Source organism: Neosynechococcus sphagnicola sy1, from assembly GCF_000775285.1.
In the GTDB taxonomy this organism is placed as follows: Bacteria; Cyanobacteriota; Cyanobacteriia; order Neosynechococcales; family Neosynechococcaceae; genus Neosynechococcus; species Neosynechococcus sphagnicola.
Window position 1 is genome coordinate 99470 of record NZ_JJML01000017.1, and the last position, 25516, is coordinate 124985.

The window sequence follows — 25516 nt, forward strand, 5'->3', positions numbered from 1 at the left end:
TCAATGGGGGGGATGGATCGCCACAAACCCCTCTAACAGATTGCGCCACAGGGGAACTTGTGCGGTGTAGGAATTGGCAACTGCGGTGAGCCGCCCTTGATGAAGCAGGGATGGTAACGCAGACCGCTGGGCGATCGCCACTTCTGCCCAGTGAGCCAACGCTTCCACATCCTCTACGGCAACCATCCAGCCATTGGCACCATGCTGAACCAAATCCATTGCCTGCCCCACTTGGGTGGTGACCAAAGGCACCCCACTGGCCATGGACTCTAACACGGCTTTTGGCCCTCCTTCCTGGCGAGAGGCGACGATGTAGAGATCCAGGGTCTGAAATAACTGCCCAATATCTGGATAGTAATTGAGTAGGCAATGGCGATAGGGAACTCCCAGACGTTCTAAACCAGCTTTCACATACCCCCGAGCTGGGCCAGAAAGGAGCACCCAGAGATCGGGAATGCGAGATTTCAGCCGCTCGATGGTTTGGAGAAACACATCTGGCCCCTTAATCCGCTTCGGTTCTAAACCAGCACCCCAACCTACTCCATCTTTCTGAAAGGAGCCTACCACCACCGCAGTCTCAGGAAGGCCATATTTGGCTCGCATCCGCCGCCGCGATTCCGAAGTTTGTACCGGAAAGTAGTCGAGGTTAATGCCGATGGGAATCCGAAACACTTTTTCTGGGGCAATGCCCGAACTCAAAACCACCTCCTGCATGGCTCGGTGGGAGACTTGAATGCGAGCAATCTCAGGGTGAAACTGGCAGAGTTGCTGATAACATTGATCAAACTCGGGCACCCCCGTACCGGGAAGTCCATGGAAATAGGCCAACCCGACCCGCTGGGGAAGTTGCCGCCAATCAGCATTGGCAAGCACAAACTGACTGCCATAGAAAATTGCCTGGTGGGGTGCGGATAAGAGCCACGGATGTTGTACCACTTGCGCCCCTAGCAAACGGGCAATTCCTGCCAGTTCCCGCAGTTCCCAGGACAGCACCCACTGGGGCGAGTCACTCACCAGCAACAACCGGGAATAAGGTGTCCAGCGATCCGTAATCTGATGGGCACCCCATTGTTTGCACCCACGACCCACCCGCCGGGTACCCATGCACAGGGGCGAGAGGGCGGCCTGCCACTTCATGGGCCACACCCCCCCGCTGGTGCTGTTTTGATCAGGCGGAGATCGGCAATGGCAACCCGATTGTTCCCCGTGGCAGTTGCTCTGGCGATGGGGTGAAGGCGGAATCCGGTAAGGCGATCGGAGGGATGCAATTCCAGTAATTTTAAGTCGTAGGTATAGGTATGCATCTGGGAATCGGACAAGAGGGGAATTTGGAGCGCATGGCTGTCACTGAAGTTGGATTCTCCGTTCAACTGGTAATAAAGTTGTAACGCTCGGGGAGAAAAATTGGAGTCAGCAGCTAACTGCACTAAGAAATGGCTGTAATTTGCCAAACAGATATTCAGGGGGGGCTGGAACGTGAGGCTAGGAGTGTCTGCCGTGACCTGCCAGGAGGGAATGCCCGTTCCTGGGACTACCGTCATCCCAGAGACCTTCCAGAGCGCCGCGTTATGAATATCCCAAGGGAAATCCTGGTTGCTGGGTTGGGGGAGCTGCGGCGATCGCTCCGTATTGGTGGGTTGGATCTCCGTTGCTGCGTCCAGTCCCCAGGCGTCCGATGGGCCGATCGTGAGGTCAATGGAGGGGTGTCGATAGACTACGGGCGTACCCCTGTCTCCCTGGGAACTAAGTCGCAGGGTAATGGTTTGTCCCCGATACTGCTTTAAGGAAAACTGCACCGGATACCAGTGGGCAGGCTCTGCCCTCAACCGCTGGCTGATGTGGAAAGACTGGGAGGGGTTGGAGCCCTCTAACTCAATCGTTGCCGTGAGGGGTTGGGGTGAGGCCATTGGGGCTGTCCCCAGAGCGATCGCAGTTTGAAACTTAGCTGCTTCTAAATTTTCTGGGAGTGAGATCGTCCAGGTAATGGCACTGGGGGTGGGTAGGACTAGATTTAAGTGGCGGTAGTCGGAAAACGGCAGGGTAGTCTGACCCCAATCCGGAGACCACACGACCTCTGGGGTTGCCTCTGCAACCTGGACGCTATCTAGGACAAAATCTCCCTGTAACGTCCAGTGCTGTTGAGGGGCAAACACCGAAAGTTGGTGGCGATCCAGGATTGCCGCCCGCTGGTTCAGCATATCCACTAGGCCCACACCCCAGATAAAGACATACTGTTCACAGTAGGTGGGAGCCGTCTGATAGTGGCGTAAACAAGCCGCCGAAACCGGACTGCGTGAGTAAATATAGTGCATCTTATCCCCGGAGGTGAGATTGGAGGTTACATATAAAAATGTCAGGCTTGCCAGGAAGGTGAGACTCCAGAGCCTTGCAGTCCCTGCCGTTACCCACTGCCCCATCGGTGAGGTCAAACTATCGGCCCGATGCCCTCCCAGCACATAGGCAAGACCCAGCAACCCCATCCAGAAGCTCATAAATGGGGTCACATACCAGGGAGCTAGATTTCCCCGCGCCACCGTAATTTGCAATACCACCACCAACCCATAGACGATCAGCATCAGGGCTGGTGCTGCCTGCTGCCACCGTCTCCGCTGCCACCCCAGCAACCCCAGCCCGGTGACTGCGAGGGCAAGACCTACCAGACCCACGGTTTGCGATCGCTCGTACTCGCTACCAATGGCAAAGGGGTAGCCCAGTGCCCGTAAAATGAGGGAACCATCCAACCCTTTAGGAGCCTCCACCCGTTGGGTTTGCCCCAACAGCACATACACCCCGTAATAAAGTACATAGGGCCAGAGACCAATCCCAGCAGCCAATCCATAGGCCAGATAGTGCCAGAGCCGCCGAAATTTAAGCAACCCCATCCCGAGCAAAAATGCCGGCCAAGCAGCCAGCCCTGCCCCCCAACACCAGGAAGCCATGATGCCCCCAGTTGCCATGATCCCGATCCCCTGCCATTGACCGGGGAAGCGACTCAACCCCCAACTCCCCAGCAGGACAGCGAACAGCCCTAGAAGGACAGCGAGACTGGTATCCCCGTAAGTGAAAACCACAATTTGGGAGGTGGAAAACACCAGCGCCGATACCAGCGGCCAGAGCCATTTGCGGCGGCGATAGGGGGAGAGATGGGTGAGCAGATTATGGAGCAACCAGACATTCAGCAGTGAGATCCCCATCCCAATATAGAGTTCAACATAGGTATTCCAGTGGGAGCAGGCCGCCGCCAGAATCCGAATCAAGGTGGGAATGGCAATGGAATGGCTGCGGAGAAAGGTATCCCGAAAGTAATGGCTCCAGTCGTAGCTACCCTCCAATACCTGGGTCACCAAGGGAACAAATAGCACCAGGGTATCGCTGGAGAGATTGTTAGCCCCGGTGGAGATCATGATGTTGAAAATGTGCCAGATCGGTAGCAGGGTTAAGGCCAGGATCACGGCATTTTCTAGCCCTTGCCAAACCCTTGCGGGTCGAGTCTGGGAACGGGATTCCCTGTGAACCAACCCGTTTCCCAGGCCATGCAGCCACTGGCCGCGATCGCGGTTGACGGTCGGTTCAGTCATGACTTTCTCCTTGCACCGGGATCTCCAGTCCCAATACGGCCAAATAACGTCTGCTCACCGTGGTCAGGCTGGGCAGCGCAATCTGGGCTTGTCGCTGCTCATATTCCCCCACCAGTTGTTCCAGGAGGTCGGGAATGGCGGCGGGTTGGTGAAACCCTAAACCTGCGGCACCGACAATTTCAGGATGACCGCCACTCTGGAGGTAGAGGGCTGGTAACCCACAGGTAAGGGCTTCAATCAGGCCATTGGAGCAAGGGTCATGCTGACTGGCGGTGATGTAAATGTCGTGTTGCCGGAGCAGTTGAGCCAGTTCCTCAGAGGGCAGGGGGGGAACCTTGCGAAGGCGCTGAAACGGCAGCGGCGATCGCCCCACAAAGGTGTACTCAAACCGTTGCCAATCGAGATGCTCTTCTAGCCATCGGTAGGTGGCAGCTCCCTTGTTAGGATTGCTTGACCAGCTACTAGAGATCAGGCGAATCTTGCGATCGCGATCAAAGGGTTGCCGTCCCTGGGCATGGAAGATTTGAGGATTGGCGGCATTGGGGATCACCACTGGCGATCGCATCGCATACCCCAGTTCTTGATGCTGCTGGAGGCTGTAATGGGACTGAAAAATCGTGGCGGCAGCCAGTTCTTGATTGACCTGCCAAATCCGCCGATCGCTGCCATCGTCAAACCCACGATAGGTGCCAATGGGGCCATCCACCCGATGGACAAGGCGACAGCCTTGGCGTTGAAAGGCACGAAGCCGTTCAACATCAAAATTAAAGGAATTCAAGAGACAGGCTGGAGTGGTTGCCGAAATCCGGTTATATTCAACCCGCACCCCCTGCTGCTCCAAGGCATGGCACAAAGCCCGCATAAACTGATGCCCTCCCCCGTAGGTGGCGGGCTGAATTCGTGGAACAGGGCTAAGTCAGCGCGGGTGAACTGAGCGATCGCCCGATCCACCCCCAGTTTCCCGGATCGATACAGTTGCCCCAAAACCCCCATAATCTCTATCCGCAGGGCTTCTGAGCACAGGCCATCAGCATGTGGCTGACCCATCGGGCTGGGATCAACCGCTGCAGGCGCATCCCCAAACGCCCCCCCAACTCCCAGGCACGAGGCCAAAATCATGGTGCAGGGTACGACTCCAACCCTGATCTCGATGAATCGGCTGGATCTGGAGGACGTGAAATCCCGCGATCGCCAGCTCTTGGGCTAATTCGGGTACGGTCAATCGCCACTGATAAAACCGCAGGGTTTGAGAAGGCTGGGGACTTGCTGGCTGAGATCGGGCATCCCGCCAAATATGTCGCCAATTTTGAAACGGTACGCTGACAAATAAAAAACCGCCAGGTTTGAGCAGGCGATAGGCTTCCCGCATACAATCCCCCAAGCCATTTTCAAAATGCTCAAAGGTACCCCAGGAAAAATAGGCATCAAAGGTGGCGGCAACAAAATCAGTCTGGCGAATATCGCGACAGGCAAACTGATAGTCGGGTAGGAGGCTCTGTAATCGGGTGATCGTGGGGGCACTGATATCCAGCCCGGTGACCTGAAAGCCCTGGTTAGTGAGAAAAACTGTCCAGGCTCCCAACCCACAGCCTCCATCAAGAATGCGACTGCCAGGTAAAAGCTGCCCCAGGAAAGGCTCCATGATTTGGTACTCTTCGGCCTGGGCGATCGCTGCAGCCTGGGGCAGATGGGCAACTCCCTGCCACTGTTGAGACCAGAAATCAGCGACGAAGACACTTTCATCAACTGTAGCTTGCTGCTCTGAGGTGGCTAGGTAATCTTTGCGCATAGATAAATCATAGGCGAGATGGCGGATTGCTTCAGTCATTACCACCAAGCGACTCCGTGGGTTACCCAGCTTGGCTTCACATTAACCCCTCTGCAACCTTGATCGTGATTATCCCCGCAATTTCCGCCGTTAAGCGCCTCACCCCGCAAGGATCATTGGCTTAGTCATTGGAATTGCATGGGAGTTCCCTTGATGCCTTCAAGGTTGAGACAGGGTTATTGTAAACTGTGGAGTGGTTTACATCGTCTGGAAAGTTACCATGCAAATCGGTGAGAAGGTTCGGGTGCGGCGACTCCGGGAAAAAGTATCTGATCCGGTGATTGCGAAGTTGGGCAAGATTGGTACCATTCGTGACTTTAAAATGGTGGATGGCAGTGGCGTTGGCTTACTGGTAGAGTTTGAAGATCGATTTGCCACCTGGTTCTTTGAGGATGAACTAGAATCGGCCTAAACCACCGCAGATCGTGGGCATTATTGCTGCGATCGCTCAGTTAAAGCAATCGGTTTAGCCTTCACGGGTCGAAAACCTCGCCCCTTGCCATCGACATAGATCCTTGAGATCGATCGAGCAATCAAGCCTGCCGCTGGGAACAGCGGTGTATTTATAGTTGGGGTGACAGATGGCGTTCATTCTCACATTTTTAGGTAAGGGCGGCACTGGCAAAACAACGCTGGCGATCGCTGCCGCCAAAGAATTTGCCAGTCAGGGGCAACGGGTGCTCCTCGCCGGTCAATCCTCGGGGCCGGGTTTAGGATTGTTGCTGGAAACCCCCCTAGAAGCTGATCCCAAGACCATTGCTCCCAACTTACAGGTGGTGCAACTCCAAACCTCAGTCTTGCTGGAACGGAACTGGGAAACCCTCAAAGAGCACGAAGCTCAGTATCTCCGATCCCCCTTCCTGAAGTCGGTGTACGGCCAGGAACTTGGAGTCTTACCTGGTATGGACAGTGCTCTGGCCTTGAATGCCATTCGGGAGTACGACGCTAAGGGCAACTATGATGTGATTGTCTACGATGGCTTGGGTGACCAGACAACCCTGCGGATGATGGGAATGCCGGAAATTCTCAGCTGGTATCTGCGGCGCTTTCGGGAGGTGTTTGACAACTCCGGTATCGGCTCGATTCTGGCTCCGTTTGTGCAACCCTTTCTTAGCAGCGTGCTCCAGGTGGGAGTCTCGGGGGATAGTATTGCCCAACCCACCAACCAGGCCCAGAATATCCTGGAAAAGGGACGACAGGCAATCGCCGATCCAAATCGGATTGCGGCCTACTTATTAACTACCCCAGATCCCTTGGCGATCGCCCAGGCCAAATACCTTTGGGGAGCTGCACAGCAAGTGGGGCTAACCGTGGGGGGTGTCTTGCTCAACTACCTGGATGTCAGTGTTACTGAGATTTCTGAGATGCTGATCTTGCCAGAGTTCAGTCCCTTGCCAGTGCGATCTATTCCCTACCGCATGGTGGACAACTGGGAACCCCTGCAAGCCGCCTTACCCAATTTCCGAGAAGCGATTCAGGTACCCCGGCCGATCACGATAGATGTGGCAGCTCAAACGGTCTCCCTGTTCCTACCGGGATTTGACAAAAAACAAGTCAAGCTGATCCAGAGTGGCCCCGAGATTACCATTGAAGCTGGGGATCAGCGCCGCAATCTCTACTTGCCCCCCGAACTCAGTGGCCGCTCGGCCACAGGTGCGAAGTTCCACGACGATTACCTGACCATTTCCCTCTAGCTGCAACCTTGCAAAGTGCAACGCTAACCCTATGGCTGATCCGACTCCTCCCCAGACCCCTGCCGAACCTACCTTGGAGGATGCCTCTAGCACCGCTCCCAGTCGCAGCGCCCAAACCCGTCAGCTCCTAGGGATGAAGGGGGCAGCACCTCAGGGTACCTCCATCTGGAAGATTCGCCTACAACTGATGAAGCCGATCACCTGGATTCCTCTGATCTGGGGAGTGGTTTGCGGGGCTGCGTCTTCGGGTAATTACACCTGGACCCTGGAGAATGTGCTGATTTCCAGTGCCTGTATGTTGCTATCGGGGCCATTATTGACCGGCTATACCCAAACCCTCAATGACTTCTATGACCGCGAGATCGATGCCATCAACGAACCCTACCGTCCCATTCCCTCTGGGGTGATTTCGATTCCCCAGGTGGTGACTCAGATTTGGGTGTTGTTGCTGGCGGGATTGGGCGTTGCCTATGGCCTGGATCTGTGGGCGGGTCATGCCTTTCCCACCATTACGGTGTTGGCCCTGGGCGGCTCTTTGATCTCTTATATTTACTCAGCTCCCCCCCGTGAAGCTCAAGAAAAATGGTTGGTTGGGGAATTACGCCCTTGGTGCTAGCTATATCGCGCTGCCGTGGTGGGCGGGTCATGCCTTATTTGGCGATCTCAGTCCCACGATTGTGGTGCTCACCCTGTTCTACAGTCTGGCGGGTCTGGGGATTGCGGTGGTGAATGATTTCAAAAGTGTGGAGGGCGATCGCCAACTGGGGTTGCAATCCCTGCCGGTGATGTTTGGGATTACTACCGCCGCCTGGATTTGTGTCTTGATGATTGATGTCTTCCAGGCAGGGGTGGCGGCCTATCTGATCGGTATTGAGCAGAATTTGTATGCCACGATCCTGTTGCTGTTGGTGATTCCCCAAATTACCTTCCAGGATATGTACTTTCTCCGGGACCCTCTGAACAACGATGTTAAATATCAAGCCAGTGCCCAACCCTTTCTGGTGCTGGGAATGCTGGTAACAGCTCTGGCCCTGGGTCACGCGGGTGTATAGTGTCCCCAGCCACCATGACTGATTTTTGGTCGGCAGTTCTGGACTTTGCCCGTGGGATCACCACCGCCGTCGGTATCCAGTTGTTAACTGATTTTGGTCAGGCTCAAGCCATCGAGAAACAGGATGGCAGCCTGGTAACCCAATCGGATCAGTGGGCGGATTTGACCCTGAGATCGGCGATCTCTCAGCGGTTTCCTGACCATGGGGTGCTGAGTGAAGAAGTGGAACACATTTTTCCAACCACCGAATGGTGCTGGGTGATTGACCCCTTAGATGGCACCACCAACTTTGCCCGCGGCATTCCTCTTTGGGGAATTTCCCTGGGGTTGCTATACCGGGGAACACCAGTCTTTGGCTATGTGCATTTCCCCCCTCTGCAACAATCGTTTCATGGATTTTGGTCCGGGGAGTCGGGGTTAACCGGGCCAACCGGAGCCTTTCTAAACCAGAAACCTATCCACAGCAGCACTGATGCCCTGACAAAAAATCACTTTTTCAACCTCTGTGCCCGCAGTATCTCGGTGCTGCAACAACCTTTCCCCTGTAAGATTCGCATGTTGGGGGTGGCGTCCTACAATTTTCTGCTGGTGGCCGCTGGTGCCACCTTGGGTGGTGTCGAAGCCACCCCGAAAATCTGGGATTTAGCAGGCGCTTGGCCGATTGCCCAAGCCGCTGGCGCGACCTGGGTGCCCTTGCAATCCGAGCCGTTGTTCCCCCTGCAACCGGATCTGGATTACGGCGATCGCTCCCTGCCGACCTTGGTTGTCAGCCGTGGTGAACTGGTGCCGATCTTTTGCCCCCTCGTCCAGTCAGTGGCTAAACCTACTTACCAATACAAAAGCGGCTAAAGATTTGATCCAACACCGACTCTGTGACCGCTTCGCCGGTGATGGTTCCTAATTCTTGAATCGCCGTTCTCAGGTCAATGCTCCAAAAGTCTAGGGGGAGTTGAGCCGCTAAGGTCTCCTGCACCTGCTGGAGTGCCATTTGGGCACGGATCAGGGTGGCTCCCTGCCGTTGATTGATGGCAAAGTCCAGGTTGGCAGCGTGCAGATTGTGGTGCTGAACGGTGGCGAGGATCGCCGCTTCTAACCCCTCAATGCCCTGATCATGGGCGGCAGCAGTGGTTACTATCTGGAGAATCGCTCCAAGATCAGGGAGGGTCTTCAAGCAATCAGCAGCCACTAAATCAATCTTATTGACCACTAAGATCACCGGGCGCTCCTGCACCTGTTGGTAAATGAGTTCGTCCGCTGCGGTCCACCCCGACTGGGCATCAATGGTCAAGAGCACCAAATCCGCTTGCTGGGCAGCGTGGCGCGATCGCGCCACGCCGATCTGCTCTACCTGATCCTGGGTGTCGCGAATCCCGGCGGTATCCAGGACTTGCACCGGAATCCCTCCCACAATCAACTGGGATTCCACCACATCGCGGGTGGTGCCCGGTAGGGAGGTAACAATGGCGCGATCGCTGCGACTCCAAGCATTCAACAGACTAGATTTCCCGACATTGGGGCGACCGACAATGGCTACCTTCAAGCCTGTGCGGAGTAATTCACCTCGGTCGGCGGTAGCCAGGAGTTGCTGCACCGTCTCTAAGGCCGCTGCCAGTTGGGCTTGAATCTTGGCTTCATCCAAGGGGGGTAAATCTTCTTCAAAATCAATCCGGGCTTCAATTTCCGCCAGGATCTCTAAACAGGTCCCCCGCAGCTGGCGGATGGGAGCCGCGAGTTTCCCCTGGAGACCAGCCAGGGCAGTTTGGGCAGCTTGGGGCGATCGCGCCCCCACGAGATCGGCAATACTTTCTGCCTGGGTCAGATCCAGGCGGCCATTGAGAAATGCCCGCAGGGTGAATTCTCCGGGTTCCGCCAGCCTTGCCCCCTGAGCCAAACAGAGTTGTAGCACCTGCTGTACCACTGCAATGCCACCGTGGCAGTGCAGTTCCACCACATCTTCGCGGGTGAAGGATCGGGGAGCCAGCATGATTAACAACAGGGCTTCATCGATCACCTGTCCCGAATCAGGATGGCGAATAGCGCCATAGAGGATGCGGTGACTCTCCCATACCTGGTGTCCCGGTGCCTGGAAAAGGGTGCGGGCGATCGCTAAAGCGTCATCACCGGAGAGACGCACAATGCCCACACTTCCCTGCTGGGGAACAATTGCAGTGGCGATGGCGGCGATGGTCGGACGCGGATCGCTCATATCTGTCTCATGGAGAGCCATGATAAGTCCAACTGGAATGGGGCGGCCATGGAGGGTTAGCTATTGTCTCCCATGGGGCCGACGGTTTCCAGGGCTTTGGGCGGTTCCGGTAGGGGGGCGATGGTCGGAGATAGATCTGGGACGATGGCCGGAACATTCACCGCTAAGGGCGTTGGACTGAAACTGAGTTTACCGTCAAGATAATCAACCCAGATGGTGTCTCCTTCCAGGAAGGTATTTTCTAACAGCTTGGTGGCAATGGTATTCTCTAACTCCCGCTGGATGGCGCGTTTTAGAGGACGGGCACCATAGACCGGGTCATACCCCACTTCCACAATGTGATCGACGGCGGTCGCCGACAGCTCCAACTTCATTTTCTGATCCGCCAGTAAAGCCTGGAGGCGACGGATTTGCAAGCCCACAATTTGCCGCAGTTCCTGCCGCGATAGGGGATGGAAGAGGATAATATCATCCACCCGATTCAGAAATTCGGGGCGGAAATGACCTCGGAGGGCATTGACCACCCGCTTGCGCATTTGTTCATACTGGGAGTCGTCCCCAGCAACGTCCAGAATCAACTCTCCACCGATGTTGCTGGTCATGACGATGACGGTATTACGGAAGTCAATCAACCGTCCCTGGGAATCCGTAATCCGCCCATCGTCCAGCACTTGCAGCAGAATATTAAACACATCGGGATGGGCTTTTTCTACCTCATCCAGCAGCACCACGGAATAGGGATGACGACGCACTGCCTCGGAGAGTTGTCCACCCTCTTCGTAGCCCACGTACCCCGGCGGTGCCCCCACCAACCGAGACACAGCATGTTTTTCCATGTATTCCGACATATCCACCCGCACCAGGGCTTCTTCGGAATCAAAGAGGCATTGAGCCAAGGCCCGTGCCAGTTCTGTTTTCCCCACCCCAGTTGGCCCCATCAACAGAAAGGAACCAATGGGGCGTCCAGGATCTTTCATCCCCGCCCGCGCCCGGCGAATTGCAGCCGCGACGGCGGAAACCGCCTCCTGCTGACCCACCACCCGTTCATGCAAAAAGGACTCCAGACTCAACAACTTTTGCCGCTCCGTTGCCAGCAATCGCTGTACCGGAATCCCCGTCCAGCGGGCGACCATCTCGGCAATATCGGTTTCAGTCACCTGTTCCCGCAACAGCGCTGTGCCCCTGGCTTGAATATCTAAGAGGTTGGCTTCCTTGGCTTCGCGATCGCGCTGCACCGCCTCTAAGCGCCCATATTTTAATTGAGCGGCGGTATTGAGATCGTAGTCCCGTTCGGCCTGCTCAATCTTCACCCGTAACTGGTCTTCTTCTTCTTTCAGGGCTTTGATGGCTTCCAGGGCTTGCTTTTCATTCTGCCATTGGGAGCTGAACTGTTCCTGTTTGGCACTTAACTCGCTGATCTCCTGCTCAATCCGCTCCAGGCGTTCCTTGGAGGTACGAATCGCCGTCAGGCTGCCCATCTGATCTTCGCTCTTGAGGGAGAGTTTCTCCATTTCCAGTTGCATTAAGCGGCGATCGATGGCTTCTAATTCCGCTGGCTTGGAGGTAATTTCCATCTTCAGGCGGGCGGCAGCTTCATCCACCAGATCAATGGCCTTATCCGGCAAGAAGCGATCGGCAATGTAGCGAGCCGATAGGGTGGCGGCAGCCACCAGAGCAGAATCTGTAATTTTGACCCCATGGTGGACTTCGTAGCGCTCCTTGAGACCGCGCAAAATCGAGATCGTGTTTTCAACGGAGGGCTGATCCACCAACACAGGCTGGAAACGCCGTTCCAACGCTGCATCCTTTTCAATGTACTTGCGATGCTCATCCAGGGTAGTGGCACCAATACAACGGAGTTCGCCCCGCGCCAGCATCGGCTTCAGCAGATTTCCGGCATCCATCGCCCCCTGGGTGGCACCCGTACCCACCACCGTGTGCAATTCATCAATAAACAAAATCATCTTGCCATCGGACTGGGTGACTTCCCGCAGCACCGCCCGCAACCGTTCCTCGAACTCACCGCGAAACTTGGCACCAGCAATCAGGCTGCCCATGTCGAGGGAAATCAGCGCCCGGTTTTGCAGCGACTCAGGCACATCGCCATTGACAATCCGCTGTGCCAAACCTTCGGCGATCGCCGTTTTGCCGACCCCCGGTTCCCCGATCAGCACCGGGTTGTTCTTGGTGCGGCGAGACAACACCTGGATCACCTGCCGAATCTCTTCATCCCGCCCAATCACCGGATCGAGCTTCCCGGCTCGGGCCTGTTCCGTGAGATCCCGCCCGTACTTCTCTAAGGCCGCATATCGGGATTCTGGACTTTGATCGGTGACTCGCTGGCTGCCCCGCACGGCTTTGACAGCTTCCTCCAGTTTCTGGGCATCCACCCCCAAACTTCGCAGCGATCGCCGCCCCACCCGATCATCTTCGGCAAAACCCATTAACAGATGTTCAATGGCAATGTACTCGTCTTGCCAGGTTTGGCGGGCGGTCTCGGCTCGGTCGAGCAGGGTATCTAAATAACGCCCTAGATAGAGCTGTTCCGCTGTAGCAGCCTTGGGCTGGCGCTGGGCATGGGCCGCCAACTGCTGCATCAACCCATTGCTGTCAATGCCAGCCCTCGTCAAGATCAGACTGCTCAACCCCTCCTGTTCCAGGAGGGCAATGATCACGTGTTCGACTTCCAAGTGTTGATGCTTGAAGCGACGAGCCACTTCCTGGGATTTCACAATTGCTTCCCAGGCTTTGTCGGTAAATTTGGAGGGGTCGGTCGGCTGCATGCTCCGGTAATCAGTGGTTGGCTACGGCTGAAATCCTCAGTGATTCTCACTCTAGCAAATTCCGGGAGGGGCTCACGGACTGATTTCAGCCGCACTGTCTCCCCTATTCAGGCCAGACTGACCGCCAGAAAGGGGTTGGTTGGTTGAGGGGGTAGATTGGTCTTACGACGAATGTCCTGGATATTCCACCCCGTTAATTTTGCCAGGGTCTGGGCCTGTTGTTCAAACCGCCGAGGGAGCGATCGCTGATACTGCCGCCCAGCTTCACAGTTCACCTCACCACTATAGGGATGACGCAACACATAGCGCCCTTGGAAGGACTCCCGGTTGGCTGTTTCATGGAACATCAAATCCTCCGGGAATTTGGCGCGACTATAGCGAACATGTAACCGAGTAATGAAGACTCCCTTGTCCGGCATCGGCAATATTGGCCTGCCAGGAGCAAAGGTGGGATTGTTCCCTGCCGACGGCAGCCAGAAGACGCCGGCCTTGCGAAGTTCCTCGGGGTTAAGGGGTTCGGCGGAGCAGGGATCGCAGTTGCTCATATCCCAGGCATATTCCAGAAAGGCGACTTTGCGATCTTCGTCGTTATAGGCGGTTTGAAACAGGGATTTGTAGAAGTTGCCGAAGTCTTGTTTCACAAACAACGGAATTTCCGCATCCGAAGGGATCTTGACGGTACGGTAGTTGGTGACTTCTGCCTGCCCCTTGGGAGACAGAATATAGACAATGATGTCCTGATCTCCGGACGCGTTGATCATCCCCAAGCGAATGGGCAGCATGAATTTGGGCGATTCATAGGCAATTTGCAGGGGGCGGAGGAACTTAAACCCGGCTTTCTGGAATTCCGCGAGATTTACCTTGGCTACAAAAAACTTCATGTTTTGCCGTACATAGGGCTGGAGCAGTGGCCCCGCACCACGGGGAATTTTGTACCCATTGCGTTGCAACCAGGTGGCCAGTCCATCGGATTCACGGGCGCTGAGAATTAAGATGTCGTACTCTCCGACAGAAAATTTTGCTTCGATGCTGACACCAAGGGCACTATCTTTCAGGCTGCCCCTGCTTTCATTGGCAACGGATGCGGGCGCAGGTACCCCCCCTTCTAGGCGATAGGCCTGGGCGCAGGGGTTAGCGTCAAAGTACTCCACCAATCGGGGGGCGCTGAAGGCATCTAAACGTCCCAAAATTTGGGGATCCCCAATCCGCACCTGTTCCTGTTGCAGCACCGTGGGAACAGGCACCACAATGGCAAAGTCCTTGGTATCTCCTTGGAAATCATTGGCCATCGTTAGAATCGTACGGTTACCATCCCGGGCGATCGCCACTTGGGAGGCTTTGTTGTAGAGCGTGGTATCTGCCTTGGCGACATAGAAACCACAAAATCCCCAGGCATTGGGAGCCACCCAGCAAACCGCAACAACTGCAATCAATAGGGTGAGCAGAACCCGCAATGGTCTCATAGTAAACTCCTCTCAATCAATGAACTATCGGAGGCCGCAGGGCTGAGATCAACCAGCGGCTCGGTGGGGAACCAGGAAAAGCGTGGGGCTGACCAGAGAGCGTCTAGCAACGGGGTCAGGGGCGCTAGCACAAAGAGTGCCCAAAAGGGAGCGGTTGCCAGGTAAAACTGATTCCGCAGCACAAAGGTGAAGACCGCAATACACCCCGCCCACAGCAGCCGACTCCCCCGAGCATTGGGGATGGATCGGGGATCGGTGAGCATAAACAGGGCAAACAATAGCAGGGAACCGCTCATCAGTCGATGGGAGACGACATCCCAACTCCAGCCCAGCCAGAAATTCCGCAGTCCTTCCAGGAGGGCGTAGCTGCTCAAAAACATCACCGTGGTTTCCCAGCGACCAATTCGCTTCAGCAACAGGCCGCCCAAGCCGAGAAACACCAGCCCATACCAGCCTTCTTCCCCCCACTGACCCGGCGACACCCAGGCATCTTGGGTGAGCACCAAAGCGGCGACGATGCCAAAATTGGCGGGATTAAACCAATGCTTGCTTGCCACTTGCAGTAAGAACTTACTGGCGATCGCCAGGGTTCCTGCCAATACCAGGGTCAAACCCTGATCTGCCCGTAGCAGCAAACTCAGGCCCAAGGCGGTAATCACTGCACTTTTGTAAGCCGGAGCCGTTGGCTCTCCCGATCTTTGAGACTGGAACCAATGACCCAATCCTTGTGCCCCTAGACAGGTGAGGAGCAACAGCAGAATCCATTCCGGGCGTAACGTCCAATCTCGTGTGGCGATTCCCAAGGTGAGAAACAGAGACAGGAACAGGATCTGGTAATCACGAGCATCCCGAAACCACATAGCAACCTGAGGACAACATCTCTCTAAGATGACGTGGACCGCTGCCTAACGTTGCGAAGTTTCATTTTTCGCAACCAGATTTTGCTGCCACGGCTCCCTGATGCCAGCACCGGCACCCTCTCTCCGTCATCAAACCATCCAACCAGACACGCCTAAAGCTGGATGTGGTTGAGGTGGGAGATTTAGCAGCCTCCTGCAGCAAGCTGTCCGTTCACCCTGATCAGGCCGGGGGGAATATTGCGAGTTTTATAATTTTTTAATAAAAGCCGAGTTTTGTTGTCATAATCTTAGTTAGCTAAGTTCCTTTATACGTAAAAGACTTTAATCGCTATAAATAGCCACCAGATTGCTAGTTATGGGTATGGATTCAACGGACGCAGCAAGCACCCCGAAAGGCAACAGTCGCAGAACCCCTCGGAGCCGCAAGGTGAATGCTGAGAATACAGTCAATAAGCTTGAAGTTCATGAAGGTGAGATAATGGAAACGGAGAATGGACAGCCCATGATTGCACTACCCGAAGCTCAGTCAACCCCTCCAGACCAGCCCTCCTCCGGGGGACTGAAAGTACTGAATACCTTAAATATTTCCGGAACTCGCCCCATTGCCTCCAGCGCCCTTCAGGTCGCTGGCACGATGCAGATCGCTGGCAATCGCCCCATCACCTCCAGCCAACTGCAAATTTTTGCCACCATCAATGATGCCGGCCTGCGGCCAATTTCTGCCAGTACCCTGCGGATCGTCGGTAGCCTAGATGCCGCTGGTCATCGTCCCATTACTGCCGATAATTTTGAAATCTGGGGCACCATGAATGACTCTGGGATTCGCCCCATTGGCACCAGTACCTTGCATATCTCTGAGGCTCATACCTTAATCGGCAATCGTCCCATTGCCTCCAATGACAGTGATGTCGAGTCCTCAATGATGGGTTTTCTCGACTAAAAATTGCTGAGGGAGTCACTGACCTGATCTAATTGGGCAATCTCGTCTGGGTTAAGGCACCATCCTAAAGCGCCAGCGTTTTCCCTGGCTTGTTTGGCATTCTTAGCCCCTGGGATGGGGAGGACGTTACCTTGGGCAATCAACCAATTGAGCGCCACCTGAGCGGGGGTCTTTGTATACTTAGCAGCGAGTTCCTGCATCAGGGTCAACAGCGGCGAGATTTTGGCGATGCCGCTGCCACTGAACCGGGGGTCAATGCGTCTAGCTCCTTGTAAATGGGTGCGATCGCCCGTATATTTGCCACTCAGCAATCCCTGAGCTAGGGGACTGTAGGCCAAAATAGTCACATCCAGATCCCGTGCCATTTGCAAAATCCCATTGTGCTCAATTTGTCGCGTTAACAGGGAGTAGCACACTTGGTTGGCGGCGAGGGGAATCCCTTGAGCAGCCAGAAGCTCATGGGCTTGCTGCATCTGTACCGCTGAGTAATTACTTACCCCCACGGCAGCAATCGTTCCCTCCTTGACTGCGGCGGCGAGGGTATTGAGCAAGGTGGTTTGACCCAGCAACCAATCAAAGGGCCAGTGAACCTGATAGAGCATTACTTGGTTGACTTGGAGGCGGCGCAGACTGGCAGTAAGGGCCTCAGTCACTGCTGTGGCCGTGAAGCGCCAGGGGAGTGGAAAATACTTCGTTGCAATCAAAACAGGCAAGTCCGTTTGCTGCATGAACTGCCCCAGCAGCGATTCTGACTCACCAAAGCCATAGATTTCTGCTGTGTCAAAAAAACTTCACCCCGGAGGCCACTGCTGCCTCAAAAGCTGCTTTCACATCCGCAGCGCCGAAATCTTTCCCGTACCCCCAGAACAGAGTATCCCCCCAAGCCCACGTACCGATACCGAGGGCTGGAACCTGAATCCCGGTTGTTCCCAGCGTGATGATTTGCACTGTTGTTCTGCGATCAGTTTACCTTTTTAGTCTAATGTTGCGGTTTTGGGGTTTGCAGCACCACCCTGAATCCTTATAATGACGGGGAATCAAAACCAGAGCCAAGATGCTGTGGATCAGGCTCTGGTTAACCATTGCGCAATTTTAGGATGTTGTGAGATGTTAAACCCATGTTCCTGGTACCAGATCCTGGGGGGAATGATGCTAGTTACTGCCACCCTCGGCATGCCCCAACTTGGACAAGCAGAACCGTTACAGGGACTTGCCTCCTGGTATGGTAGTGGCTTTGGAGGTGGGTACACCGCCAGCGGAGAACCCTTTAATGCCAAAGCTTTAACCGCCGCCCATCGCAGCTTGCCCTTTGGAACTCAGGTGCGGGTTACCAATCTCGATAATGGTCGTTCTGTGATTGTCACCATCAACGATCGACTGGGTCATGGAGGCCGCGTCATCGATCTGTCGGCGGGTGCTGCCTATGCCCTGGATATGGTTCGAGCTGGGATTGCTCAGGTCAGACTTGATGTTCTCGGTCGGTAATCCTAGTCCTAGGGATCGGAGGTGGAAGACCGACCGAGAAAAGGCGTCAGGTAGGCAACCAACGCCCCGATGGCAAATCCAGCGGTGTTACGAAACAGGGGCAACCACTCGGTAGTTCGGGACACCACTGGGCCAATGCCGAAGACAACAAATAACATCCCCCACAGGGGGGCAAAAATCAGGGCCCACTGCCAAGCAAAGAACTGTCCTTCCTGGCGAGGCTGAGCGGCAAAGCCCAACACCAGTCCCCCGATCACTGAGGTGATCAGGGTGAGAATCCACTGTTCGCGGGGTAATCCGGGGACAACCCGGCATCCCCCTTGCCGCAGACAGGATTCCAGGGACGAGATCGCCGCTAAAATCGCCTGGTCTTCCCCATGTTCGCGGACAAAAAATTGATTACCGAAGCGGGTCTGGAGTTCAATCCAGAAGGTGCGAGGTAGGAGTGGATAGACGGCATCTCCAACACTAAAGTTGAGAATATTGCCCCCTCGGGCATCAGCGACCAGAAGTACACTCTTATGATCCAAGCCCCAGAACTCCTTCACAGCAATCCCAGGGGTGCGATCAAATTGGGTGAGCACCCGTAACTTCCAGCCAGTTTCAGCTTCAAAGGTAGCTAAATCCTCAACCAGGGCCGACTCTTGAATACTGGTTAGGGACTTGGCTAAATCAACAACCGGGGTGGGTTCTGCTGGTAGGAGGTTTGGGTTATTCAATGCCCACCCAGGGGAGGCCGCCAGGGAAGTGGCAAGAACAAGCACCAACGTAACTAGAATGACCCAAGCACTTTGACGAAACTGCTGCATTGGAGGTACGAGTAAGAATTTTAACGAACCAGACATTCCTGAGGCAGATGTCGGGACGAACACACCAGCCTCATAAACGTCACTTTTCTTTACATTTCTGTCTTTAGGATCAATCCTACGGATTCTTGGCCCCAACCGTCAACCTACTCATCCGTTGTCGACTCTGAGGAGATGGTTAAAGCGGTTGAAGGGGGCTTTTTTTGACGAGTCAAGAATTTGTCGGGCCGATCCTCACTCCTGTTGTAGTTTTTGGATGGCGGCTTGGGCTGCCTGATAATCTTCAGTCTGCCCCTGTTGTTGGTAGAGAGCCGCTGCTTTTTGCAGATCCGTCAGGGCACCCGACTTGTCTTTTAAGTCTGCACGCACTGTTCCCCGTGCTAGGTAGGCATCGGCATAGTCAGGATTCAAGTCAATCGCCTGGTCGAAGTCGGCCATTGCCGCCTTTTTATCGTCGATGTCATAGCGCACCAATCCTCGATGGTGGTAAGCAAGGGGGTCTTTAGGGCTGAGTTGAATCGCCTCAGAGAAATCCTCCATTGCTCCCTGATAGTTGCTGAGTTGGGAGCGAATTAAACCCCGGTTAATGTAGGCCTGGACAAATTTAGGATTGAGCTTCAGAGTTTCACTCAAATCGGCGATCGCCCCTGCCCGGTCACCCAGCTTCATCCGCACTGCGCCCCGATTGTAGTAAGCATCGGCAAAGGTTGGATCAACTTCCACGGCGCGATTAAAATCTGCCAGGGCTGCTTGATTCTCACCCAGTTCAGCTTTGACCAAGGCTCGATTGGTGTATGCCAGGGCATCTTTAGGACGCAATTCAATAATTTGATTTAAGTCAGCGATCGCCCCTTGGGGATCTCCAGCATCGTAACGTGCCTTTCCCCGACTGGTATAAGCCTTGGTATCTTTGGGATTGATCTGAATTGCTTGGGTGAAGTCTTCCATTGCTCCCCGGAGATCACCTAATTCATAACGGGCAAGGCCACGGTTGTAATAGGCACTGGCATTGCGGGCATCCTGTTGAATGGCCTCGGTGAAGTCGGCGATCGCCCCTTGGCTATTGCCTTGTTTAAGTTTTTCCACTCCCTGATCAATCAAACGCTGCACATGACCCTCAGCGAGTAGGGTTGGCAGGGGAAGGGTTCCATCTGTCACCCTCCTGGGATTGGTAGTCAGGGTCAGTGCCATCCCAGGGAAGATCAGCAAAATATTCAGGCAACTGGCAAGGAGGATGCGCTGCCCGGATCGGGCGAGGGTGTGATCGATCCATCTGATAAGCATGTTAATCGTGGGAGATTGCCCGATCCTTAAGGGTGACTGAGGTCACTGCTTTGATTGTACAGATTGGGCTTGCTAGCTGTAGCAAATCTAATGGCGGGTAGCCGCTGTTGATTGATGACATCTTGCCCAGAGATCCATCCACCAGTGAACCCCGGTCGTAGCTCTACCGTCTTTAAAGATATGAAGGATTCATCGCCGGGAGAGGAACCGCCCATGATGGCTACATCGCCGGATGTGTTTGCCAATGTTCAATCCGATCGCCAAGATGCGGCCTTGGATCTCGATAGTTCCCTGATCCAGCATTGCTTGCAGGGAGATCGCCATAGTTTTCGGCAGCTCTATCGCCGCCATCAACAGCGGGTACGCTCTATCCTCTACCAACTATGCGGTGCTGCCTGCCTGGATGACTTGGTGCAGGACGTGTTTTTCAAAGCCTGGAAGGGTCTCCCCCACCTCCAGCAAACCGCCAAATTCTCGACCTGGTTGTATCGCATTGCCTGGAATGTCGCCTCTGATCAGCGCAAAGCCTTGGCCAAAGGGCGGCTGCATCTCCAGCAGGTAGCCCATCATACACCGACCCACCACAGCGACCCCACCTTGCTCCATCTCCACTACCAAGATCTGGTGCAACGCGGACTCGATCATCTCAGCTTTGAACATCGCACCGTGCTGATCCTCCACGATCTCCAAGAAATGCCTCAGAAGGAGGTGGCCACCATCCTCCGTATCCCCATCGGTACGGTTAAATCCCGCCTCTTCCACGCCCGTGCAGCCATTCGCCAGTTTTTGCAGCAACAAGGAGTTCACTTATGAACCAATTCCCGACATCGGAGGATGACTCTGAAGTCCCCACCCCTGGTTGCTTCTGGGAAAACTCGCCCCCAGAGGATAGCCAACTAGAGAGATTTCTGCGACAACATGCTCCTGCTCCTCCTGTTGCTGCCTCCCATCTAGAAGCAGATCTGATACAGCGGATTATAACGGCCTCCCCTACGCCCCAGCAGCGGTGGCGATGGTATTCTGTTTGGGTTGTTTCCCCCTTAATGGCTGCGAGCCTGCTGATTGCCTGGGCAGGCGATCGCTGGTTAAGACCCACCCCCGCTAGTACCACGGAGGTCGTGAGGCTAGAAGCTTTTCTAGAAACCAGCTGGGATGGTGTTGTCTACGGTGGCAGTGATTTCTAGTCGGAACCACCCGTTGCGGTTGTAGCTATGAGCAATTACAGATACTTGTATCAAGGAGTTGAGGAATTCATGTCTGTGTTGACACGCTTGAGTTTGGTGATGCTTCCGGCCCTGCTGTCCTGCGGTGGAACCGTGCTGTTGGCCGCGCAATCTCCGGCTCTAACCGCACAGGAGCCTGCAAAACCCCTCCTCTTAGCTCAGAATTCCCAACCCGCGCGCAGAATGCCAGGTTGGCTCCGCACCCTCAACCTCAATCCCGATCAGATGCAACAAATGCAGTCTGTACTCCGGCAATACAAACCTCAGATGTCTGAGAGGATGCAGGCGTTGCAGCAAGCCCAGGCGGAGTTGCAAAGTCTCATGGCAGGTACTGCCTCCGATAGTCAGGTGCGGGATAAATATCATCAGATAGAAACCCTGCGGCAGCAACTGGCCAGCCTGCGCTTTGAGAGCACCCTCGCCATTCGTCGCCTCCTCACCCCGGAACAACGACGGCTGCTGGCTGACCAGATAAACCGCCAACGACAGGAACGGCAGCGTCCTATGAATTCAGGGAATTCTAATGGGACGCCCGATCAACGTCCCATGAATCCAGGCATGCTCCCAGATCCAGCTTTTTAGCGATATCTCCCCATCAAGCTGTTCGCCCCATCCCATCTGAAGGTAACTGCTCCATGATCCGTCCTCAGTTCTGGGTGCTATCCCTCGCTTTATGGCTCACCTTCCCCTCTCCCAGCCAGGGGGCCACCAGTTCCGATGCTAAGATTCTGCATCTGTTGAATCGCCTGAGTTTTGGCCCCCGACCTGGCGAAATTGTCCAAGTGAAGGCCATGGGAACTGAGCGCTACATTCAAATGCAGCTCTCGCCGCAGTCGATTCCAGACCCCCCCCGAGCTGACGGCTCGGTTATCGCGCCTGGAAACTCTCTCGTTGAGTCCTGTGGCGATCGCCCAACAGTATCTCCCTCCACGTCCCCCTCAAGGCCAAAAGCCTGATCCTGAGGTCGTCAAGGCCGCAAAGCAGCGATATCGGATTCTCGTGGAGCAATCGGCTCAGTCAAGATTGTTACGAGCCAGCGAAAGTCCACGCCAACTCCAAGAGGTGATGGTGGACTTTTGGTTTAACCATTTCAATGTGTTTGCCAACAAGGGGCTGACCCGGCTGTGGGTGGGTTCCTACGAAGCCTCTGTGATCCGCCCCCAGTCTCTGGGAAACTTTCGCCAATTGCTCGGGGCCACCGCTCGTCACCCGGCCATGCTCTTTTACCTGGATAATTGGCTGAACACAGCCCCCGATAGCCCCGGAGCCCGCGGTCGCTTGAAGGGGTTGAATGAAAACTACGCCCGGGAGTTAATGGAACTCCATACCTTGGGGGTAAACGGTGGTTATACCCAGCAGGATGTGGTCACCCTGGCACGAATTCTCACTGGCTGGGGACTGTGCCAGGACTTTGGCCGACAGCTGGCAGCGATCGCCGACCCGAGTGGGTTTTGCTTTGATAGCCGCCGCCATGACTTCAGTGATAAGGTCTTTTTAGGGCAGCGGATCAAAGGCAGTGGCATTGCCGAAGGGGAGCAGGCTTTGGATATCCTGGCTCGTAGCCCGGCAACCGCTCACCATCTCAGCTACCAATTGGCTCAATATTTTGTTGCGGATCAACCCCCTGCGGCCCTAGTGGATCGTCTGGCTCAACGGTTTATCGACACCCATGGCAATATTCAGGCTGTCTTAAACACTCTCTTCCACAGCCCAGAATTTTGGGACACCAAGTACTACAACGCCAAGTTCAAGACCCCATATCAGTACGTCGTATCGGCTCTGCGAGCGACAGATGTATCGGTGCAGAATCTCCGTCCCATTTTGGGCACCCTGCAACAACTGGGGATGCCCCTCTATGGCTGCCAAACCCCTGACGGTTACAAAAACACTCAGGCTGCCTGGTTAAATCCCGATGCCATGACCCGCCGTCTCAGCTTTGCCACTGCCCTTGCCAGTGGTCGCCTGCCCTTGAACCAGGTGCCGGTTAATCCTGATACTCCTCTGCTTCCGACCCCTACGATGCCGCCAGCGATGGGGGTGCCAAGTCCCCAGTCCGGTCAGACCATTGACCCACAACAACTCCGCATTACCCTGGGTAACCCGTTCACGACCCAAACCCAGGCAGCGATCGCCAATAGTCCGGCATCCTTAAGAGCCGCATTAATGTTGGGTAGTCCAGAATTTATGCGGCGCTGATCCTGATCCCCTTCCCTCTCCCCACCCCTCTGCCATGAACCGTCGTCACTTTCTCCAGCAAGCCGGACTTCTGACTGCCTCTAGCGTTTTCTCCATTGGACTGCATGGTTGGGCCTTGCGGACAGAGGCTGCCAGCCGCCAACGGTTGGTCGTTATTTTCCTGCGCGGTGCCGTCGATGGATTGAATGTCGTGGTTCCCTACCAGGAGTCTACCTACTACTCAGCCCGCCCTAACATTGCCATTCCCCAACCCGGAAAGCCAGAGGGTGCCTTGAATTTAGATGGGCAATTTGGGCTGCACCCAGCCTTGAACCCCCTGATGCCACTGTGGCAAAATCGGAGTCTAGCTTTTGTCCAAGCCTGTGGTTCACCGGACCCCACCCGTTCCCATTTTGATGCCCAAGACTATATGGAGACCGGCATCCTTGGTAACAAACGGGCAAGTGATGGCTGGATGAATCGGCTGTTACAAGTTTTACCTGATCACTCCCCCACCCAGGCTCTGAATTTAGGGGCGACGATGCCCCGGATTCTCACAGGTAAGATGCCAGTAGCCAATTTGCCCTTGGGGAAGGGAGCCATCAATACCCTCCCCTTAGATCGCCCCCAAGTGAGTAATGCCTTTGATCGCCTCTATAGTGGGAGTGATCCCCTGAGTCAGGCATACCAAGAAGGCCAACGGGCGCGCAAAACCCTGCTAACGGATCTCAACTCGGAAATGATCATGGCCAATAATGGGGCACCCTTGCCCGATCAAGGGTTTAACCAGGATATGCGGCGACTTGCCCACTTAATGGTCAGTGATGCCAGCATTCAGCTGGCATTTTTATCCCTGGGGGGTTGGGATACCCATGTGAATCAGGGCAGTAATAATGGGTTACTGGCAGGTCACCTTCGGGCATTGGGATCGGGACTGACCACCCTAGCGCAAGGACTTGGCTCTGTTTATCGAGAGACAGTGATCCTCGTAATCTCAGAATTTGGCCGCACTGTTCACGAGAATGGCAACAGGGGCACCGATCATGGGCATGGGAATGTCCTCTGGGCGATGGGAGGCCGTGTTCAGGGAGGCAAGGTTTATGGACAGTGGCCGGGACTCGCCACGGCACAGCTCTATGAAGGACGGGATTTAGCAGTGACCACTGACTTTCGTGATCCGATCGCCAGTGTCTTGACCCAACATCTGCACCTTGATCGCGGGAAAATCACCCAGATATTTCCAGGGTACACGCTGGCTCATCCTTTGGAACTGATAGGATAATCAGCTACTCCTAGCTGTTCTGCATCCCTGCTGGGGACTGACATATAATCCAGCATTAAGTTAGTTAATCCAGGATGAGCAGCCAATACCGGGGCTAGATGGAGTTTCACCCCTGGATGTTGCTGGGTGGTGAAGGCAGCGACTTGGGCAACCCCATCTGTAATCCCCCCGGCAAAAAATACGTAAGGTAATAAGCCAATGTCATGATGTCCAGCTGCAATCAGGACGCTGAGTTGTGTTGACAAGTCCGGTGGCAGCGACCAGTAAGCTGCAAGGGTCTCCGATCGGCCTTTGACCAGCGATCCTAGATGGGTTACCAATGCCTGAATTGCCTCCTGACTGCCAGATTGACGACTGCCATGGGCGATCAAAATCCAGGCGGTGGCAGTTGCTGGGTGCATCTGCTCCCTCAGAATCTGGAGCATCCCCCGATGACTCCCCAAATGCGGGGCAAGTTGAAGCTTTAAACGATTTCCCAGGGAAGCTTGGGCGATCGCTAACTCCCTAGGAATATCGTGCATCACATGCACCCCCGCCACTAAAAACAGCGGCACCACCAGCATCCGCTGACAACCCGACTGCAAGGATTGCTCCCCAAACTGCTGCACCTGGGCATGGAGGGGAAGGGGGTGACACTCAAGAACTGCGCCCTCAATCAGCGGTTCCCCCTCGGACGTTACACCTTGGGCCGCCGATAATTTATGGGTTGCCGATAATTTATCCGTGCTCAGTCGCACCCTAACGGCTGCCAACAGTTGTTGCAGCGCTTGCGCCGACCGCGGATCACGACTGCCGTGGGCAACGAACAGATAGGCAAGGTCAGAGGGCAAAACAGAGACTCAAAGGAGAGGAGCGTTA

22 protein-coding genes and 2 pseudogenes are annotated in these 25516 nt (G+C 55.0%); 12 read left to right on the forward strand and 12 right to left on the reverse strand.

The genetic code is table 11. From position 1 onward, the window contains the following. From DO97_RS25015 to DO97_RS08765, 4 genes are all read right to left on the reverse strand, one after another. Positions 1-1137 (reverse strand): glycosyltransferase, encoded by a 1137-nt coding sequence (locus DO97_RS25015; protein WP_204368545.1) that lies wholly within the window; start codon positions 1135-1137, stop codon positions 1-3. After that, positions 1134-3578: a DUF2339 domain-containing protein gene (locus DO97_RS08755; RefSeq protein WP_036532549.1), complete on the reverse strand. Its 2445-nt coding sequence runs from the start codon at positions 3576-3578 to the stop codon at positions 1134-1136. Before DO97_RS08755 ends, DO97_RS25015 begins: the two co-directional genes overlap by 4 nt. Next, on the reverse strand, positions 3571-4440 hold the full coding sequence (locus tag DO97_RS08760; protein WP_036532550.1) for a glycosyltransferase: 870 nt from the start codon (positions 4438-4440) through the stop codon (positions 3571-3573). Before DO97_RS08760 ends, DO97_RS08755 begins: the two co-directional genes overlap by 8 nt. Positions 4441-4635: 195 nt before the next feature. Next, positions 4636-5406: a class I SAM-dependent methyltransferase gene (locus DO97_RS08765; protein ID WP_036532553.1), complete on the reverse strand. Its 771-nt coding sequence runs from the start codon at positions 5404-5406 to the stop codon at positions 4636-4638. A 220-nt stretch (positions 5407-5626) separates the two neighbouring features. On the opposite strand from DO97_RS08765, the gene petP reads away from it, so the two are divergent. The 4 genes and pseudogenes from petP to DO97_RS08785 all read left to right on the forward strand — a co-directional run bounded on the left by petP (position 5627) and on the right by DO97_RS08785 (position 9000). Then, on the forward strand, positions 5627-5818 hold the full coding sequence (gene petP / locus DO97_RS08770; RefSeq protein ID WP_036532555.1) for a cytochrome b6f subunit PetP: 192 nt from the start codon (positions 5627-5629) through the stop codon (positions 5816-5818). A 169-nt stretch (positions 5819-5987) separates the two neighbouring features. After that, the gene (locus DO97_RS08775) at positions 5988-7100 is read left to right on the forward strand and encodes a Get3/ArsA fold putative tail anchor-mediating ATPase NosAFP (protein ID WP_036532557.1); all 1113 of its coding nucleotides are present in this window, start codon (positions 5988-5990) and stop codon (positions 7098-7100) included. Between the two features lie 133 nt (positions 7101-7233). After that, positions 7234-8152, forward strand: a pseudogene (chlG, locus tag DO97_RS30975) (chlorophyll synthase ChlG). A 14-nt stretch (positions 8153-8166) separates the two neighbouring features. After that, entirely contained in the window at positions 8167-9000 is an 834-nt protein-coding gene (locus tag DO97_RS08785; RefSeq protein ID WP_036532731.1) for an inositol monophosphatase family protein, read from the forward strand. Here DO97_RS08785 and mnmE read toward each other — a convergent pair. The 4 genes from mnmE to DO97_RS08805 all read right to left on the reverse strand — a co-directional run bounded on the left by mnmE (position 8975) and on the right by DO97_RS08805 (position 15463). Further along, positions 8975-10378 carry a tRNA uridine-5-carboxymethylaminomethyl(34) synthesis GTPase MnmE gene (mnmE, locus tag DO97_RS08790; protein ID WP_239651584.1) on the reverse strand — a complete coding sequence of 468 codons (1404 nt, stop codon included), beginning with the start codon at positions 10376-10378 and terminating at the stop codon, positions 8975-8977. The genes DO97_RS08785 and mnmE overlap by 26 nt on opposite strands. 35 nt (positions 10379-10413) lie before the next feature. Continuing rightward, positions 10414-13140: an ATP-dependent chaperone ClpB gene (gene clpB / locus DO97_RS08795; protein ID WP_081980683.1), complete on the reverse strand. Its 2727-nt coding sequence runs from the start codon at positions 13138-13140 to the stop codon at positions 10414-10416. A 107-nt stretch (positions 13141-13247) separates the two neighbouring features. Further along, positions 13248-14603, reverse strand: a complete 1356-nt coding sequence (locus DO97_RS08800) for a DUF2330 domain-containing protein (protein ID WP_036532561.1) — start codon at positions 14601-14603, stop codon at positions 13248-13250. Continuing rightward, on the reverse strand, positions 14600-15463 hold the full coding sequence (locus DO97_RS08805) for an RnfABCDGE type electron transport complex subunit D (protein WP_052128542.1): 864 nt from the start codon (positions 15461-15463) through the stop codon (positions 14600-14602). Before DO97_RS08805 ends, DO97_RS08800 begins: the two co-directional genes overlap by 4 nt. 502 nt (positions 15464-15965) lie before the next feature. Here DO97_RS08805 and DO97_RS08810 point away from each other — a divergent pair. Further along, positions 15966-16403 carry a hypothetical protein gene (locus DO97_RS08810; protein WP_204368546.1) on the forward strand — a complete coding sequence of 146 codons (438 nt, stop codon included), beginning with the start codon at positions 15966-15968 and terminating at the stop codon, positions 16401-16403. Here the strand turns inward: DO97_RS08810 and DO97_RS08815 are convergent. Next, positions 16400-17351, reverse strand: a pseudogene (locus DO97_RS08815) (aldo/keto reductase). The gene DO97_RS08810 and the pseudogene DO97_RS08815 overlap by 4 nt on opposite strands. A 159-nt stretch (positions 17352-17510) precedes the next feature. Between DO97_RS08815 and DO97_RS20885 the strand changes: the two are divergent. Then, positions 17511-17888: a septal ring lytic transglycosylase RlpA family protein gene (locus tag DO97_RS20885; RefSeq protein ID WP_239651585.1), complete on the forward strand. Its 378-nt coding sequence runs from the start codon at positions 17511-17513 to the stop codon at positions 17886-17888. Between the two features lie 8 nt (positions 17889-17896). Here DO97_RS20885 and DO97_RS08825 read toward each other — a convergent pair whose 3' ends face one another. Beyond that, entirely contained in the window at positions 17897-18697 is an 801-nt protein-coding gene (locus tag DO97_RS08825; protein ID WP_036532562.1) for a TPM domain-containing protein, read from the reverse strand. Between the two features lie 231 nt (positions 18698-18928). Next, positions 18929-19978, reverse strand: coding sequence for a tetratricopeptide repeat protein (locus tag DO97_RS08830; RefSeq protein ID WP_052128544.1), 1050 nt, complete (start codon positions 19976-19978; stop codon positions 18929-18931). Between the two features lie 213 nt (positions 19979-20191). Between DO97_RS08830 and DO97_RS08835 the strand changes: the two genes are divergently transcribed. The 6 genes from DO97_RS08835 to DO97_RS08855 all read left to right on the forward strand — a co-directional run bounded on the left by DO97_RS08835 (position 20192) and on the right by DO97_RS08855 (position 24658). Continuing rightward, positions 20192-20791 carry a sigma-70 family RNA polymerase sigma factor gene (locus DO97_RS08835; RefSeq protein ID WP_081980684.1) on the forward strand — a complete coding sequence of 200 codons (600 nt, stop codon included), beginning with the start codon at positions 20192-20194 and terminating at the stop codon, positions 20789-20791. Beyond that, positions 20788-21162 (forward strand): hypothetical protein, encoded by a 375-nt coding sequence (locus tag DO97_RS20890; RefSeq protein ID WP_052128545.1) that lies wholly within the window; start codon positions 20788-20790, stop codon positions 21160-21162. Before DO97_RS08835 ends, DO97_RS20890 begins: the two co-directional genes overlap by 4 nt. A 69-nt stretch (positions 21163-21231) precedes the next feature. Next, entirely contained in the window at positions 21232-21783 is a 552-nt protein-coding gene (locus DO97_RS08845) for a Spy/CpxP family protein refolding chaperone (RefSeq protein WP_052128546.1), read from the forward strand. A 53-nt stretch (positions 21784-21836) separates the two neighbouring features. Further along, positions 21837-22157, forward strand: coding sequence for a DUF1800 family protein (locus DO97_RS27565; protein WP_275574982.1), 321 nt, complete (start codon positions 21837-21839; stop codon positions 22155-22157). Continuing rightward, positions 22102-23397, forward strand: a complete 1296-nt coding sequence (locus DO97_RS08850; protein WP_338038495.1) for a DUF1800 domain-containing protein — start codon at positions 22102-22104, stop codon at positions 23395-23397. The genes DO97_RS27565 and DO97_RS08850 overlap by 56 nt, the downstream gene beginning before the upstream one ends. Positions 23398-23431: 34 nt before the next feature. Then, positions 23432-24658, forward strand: a complete 1227-nt coding sequence (locus DO97_RS08855) for a DUF1501 domain-containing protein (RefSeq protein WP_036532565.1) — start codon at positions 23432-23434, stop codon at positions 24656-24658. On the opposite strand, the gene DO97_RS08860 is transcribed toward DO97_RS08855, so the two are convergent. Continuing rightward, complete coding sequence (locus DO97_RS08860) at positions 24634-25488, reverse strand: sirohydrochlorin chelatase (protein WP_052128547.1); 855 nt, start codon at positions 25486-25488, stop codon at positions 24634-24636. The two genes, DO97_RS08855 and DO97_RS08860, sit on opposite strands and share 25 nt — an antisense overlap. Positions 25489-25516 lie beyond the last annotated feature (28 nt).

Coding starts and splice junctions, on each gene's coding strand:
- DO97_RS08760 (WP_036532550.1), bottom strand. CDS start 4,440: ATGCGGGCTTTGTGCCATGCCTTGGAGCAGCAGGGGGTGCGGGTTGAA.
- DO97_RS08805 (WP_052128542.1), bottom strand. CDS start 15,463: ATGTGGTTTCGGGATGCTCGTGATTACCAGATCCTGTTCCTGTCTCTG.
- clpB (WP_081980683.1), bottom strand. CDS start 13,140: ATGCAGCCGACCGACCCCTCCAAATTTACCGACAAAGCCTGGGAAGCA.
- DO97_RS08775 (WP_036532557.1), top strand. CDS start 5,988: ATGGCGTTCATTCTCACATTTTTAGGTAAGGGCGGCACTGGCAAAACA.
- DO97_RS08785 (WP_036532731.1), top strand. CDS start 8,167: ATGACTGATTTTTGGTCGGCAGTTCTGGACTTTGCCCGTGGGATCACC.
- DO97_RS20885 (WP_239651585.1), top strand. CDS start 17,511: ATGTTAAACCCATGTTCCTGGTACCAGATCCTGGGGGGAATGATGCTA.
- DO97_RS08810 (WP_204368546.1), top strand. CDS start 15,966: ATGATTGCACTACCCGAAGCTCAGTCAACCCCTCCAGACCAGCCCTCC.
- mnmE (WP_239651584.1), bottom strand. CDS start 10,378: ATGGCTCTCCATGAGACAGATATGAGCGATCCGCGTCCGACCATCGCC.
- DO97_RS25015 (WP_204368545.1), bottom strand. CDS start 1,137: ATGAAGTGGCAGGCCGCCCTCTCGCCCCTGTGCATGGGTACCCGGCGG.
- DO97_RS08825 (WP_036532562.1), bottom strand. CDS start 18,697: ATGCAGCAGTTTCGTCAAAGTGCTTGGGTCATTCTAGTTACGTTGGTG.
- DO97_RS20890 (WP_052128545.1), top strand. CDS start 20,788: ATGAACCAATTCCCGACATCGGAGGATGACTCTGAAGTCCCCACCCCT.
- DO97_RS08755 (WP_036532549.1), bottom strand. CDS start 3,578: ATGACTGAACCGACCGTCAACCGCGATCGCGGCCAGTGGCTGCATGGC.
- DO97_RS08800 (WP_036532561.1), bottom strand. CDS start 14,603: ATGAGACCATTGCGGGTTCTGCTCACCCTATTGATTGCAGTTGTTGCG.
- DO97_RS08765 (WP_036532553.1), bottom strand. CDS start 5,406: ATGACTGAAGCAATCCGCCATCTCGCCTATGATTTATCTATGCGCAAA.
- DO97_RS08855 (WP_036532565.1), top strand. CDS start 23,432: ATGAACCGTCGTCACTTTCTCCAGCAAGCCGGACTTCTGACTGCCTCT.
- DO97_RS27565 (WP_275574982.1), top strand. CDS start 21,837: ATGATCCGTCCTCAGTTCTGGGTGCTATCCCTCGCTTTATGGCTCACC.
- DO97_RS08845 (WP_052128546.1), top strand. CDS start 21,232: ATGTCTGTGTTGACACGCTTGAGTTTGGTGATGCTTCCGGCCCTGCTG.
- DO97_RS08835 (WP_081980684.1), top strand. CDS start 20,192: ATGATGGCTACATCGCCGGATGTGTTTGCCAATGTTCAATCCGATCGC.
- petP (WP_036532555.1), top strand. CDS start 5,627: ATGCAAATCGGTGAGAAGGTTCGGGTGCGGCGACTCCGGGAAAAAGTA.
- DO97_RS08830 (WP_052128544.1), bottom strand. CDS start 19,978: ATGCTTATCAGATGGATCGATCACACCCTCGCCCGATCCGGGCAGCGC.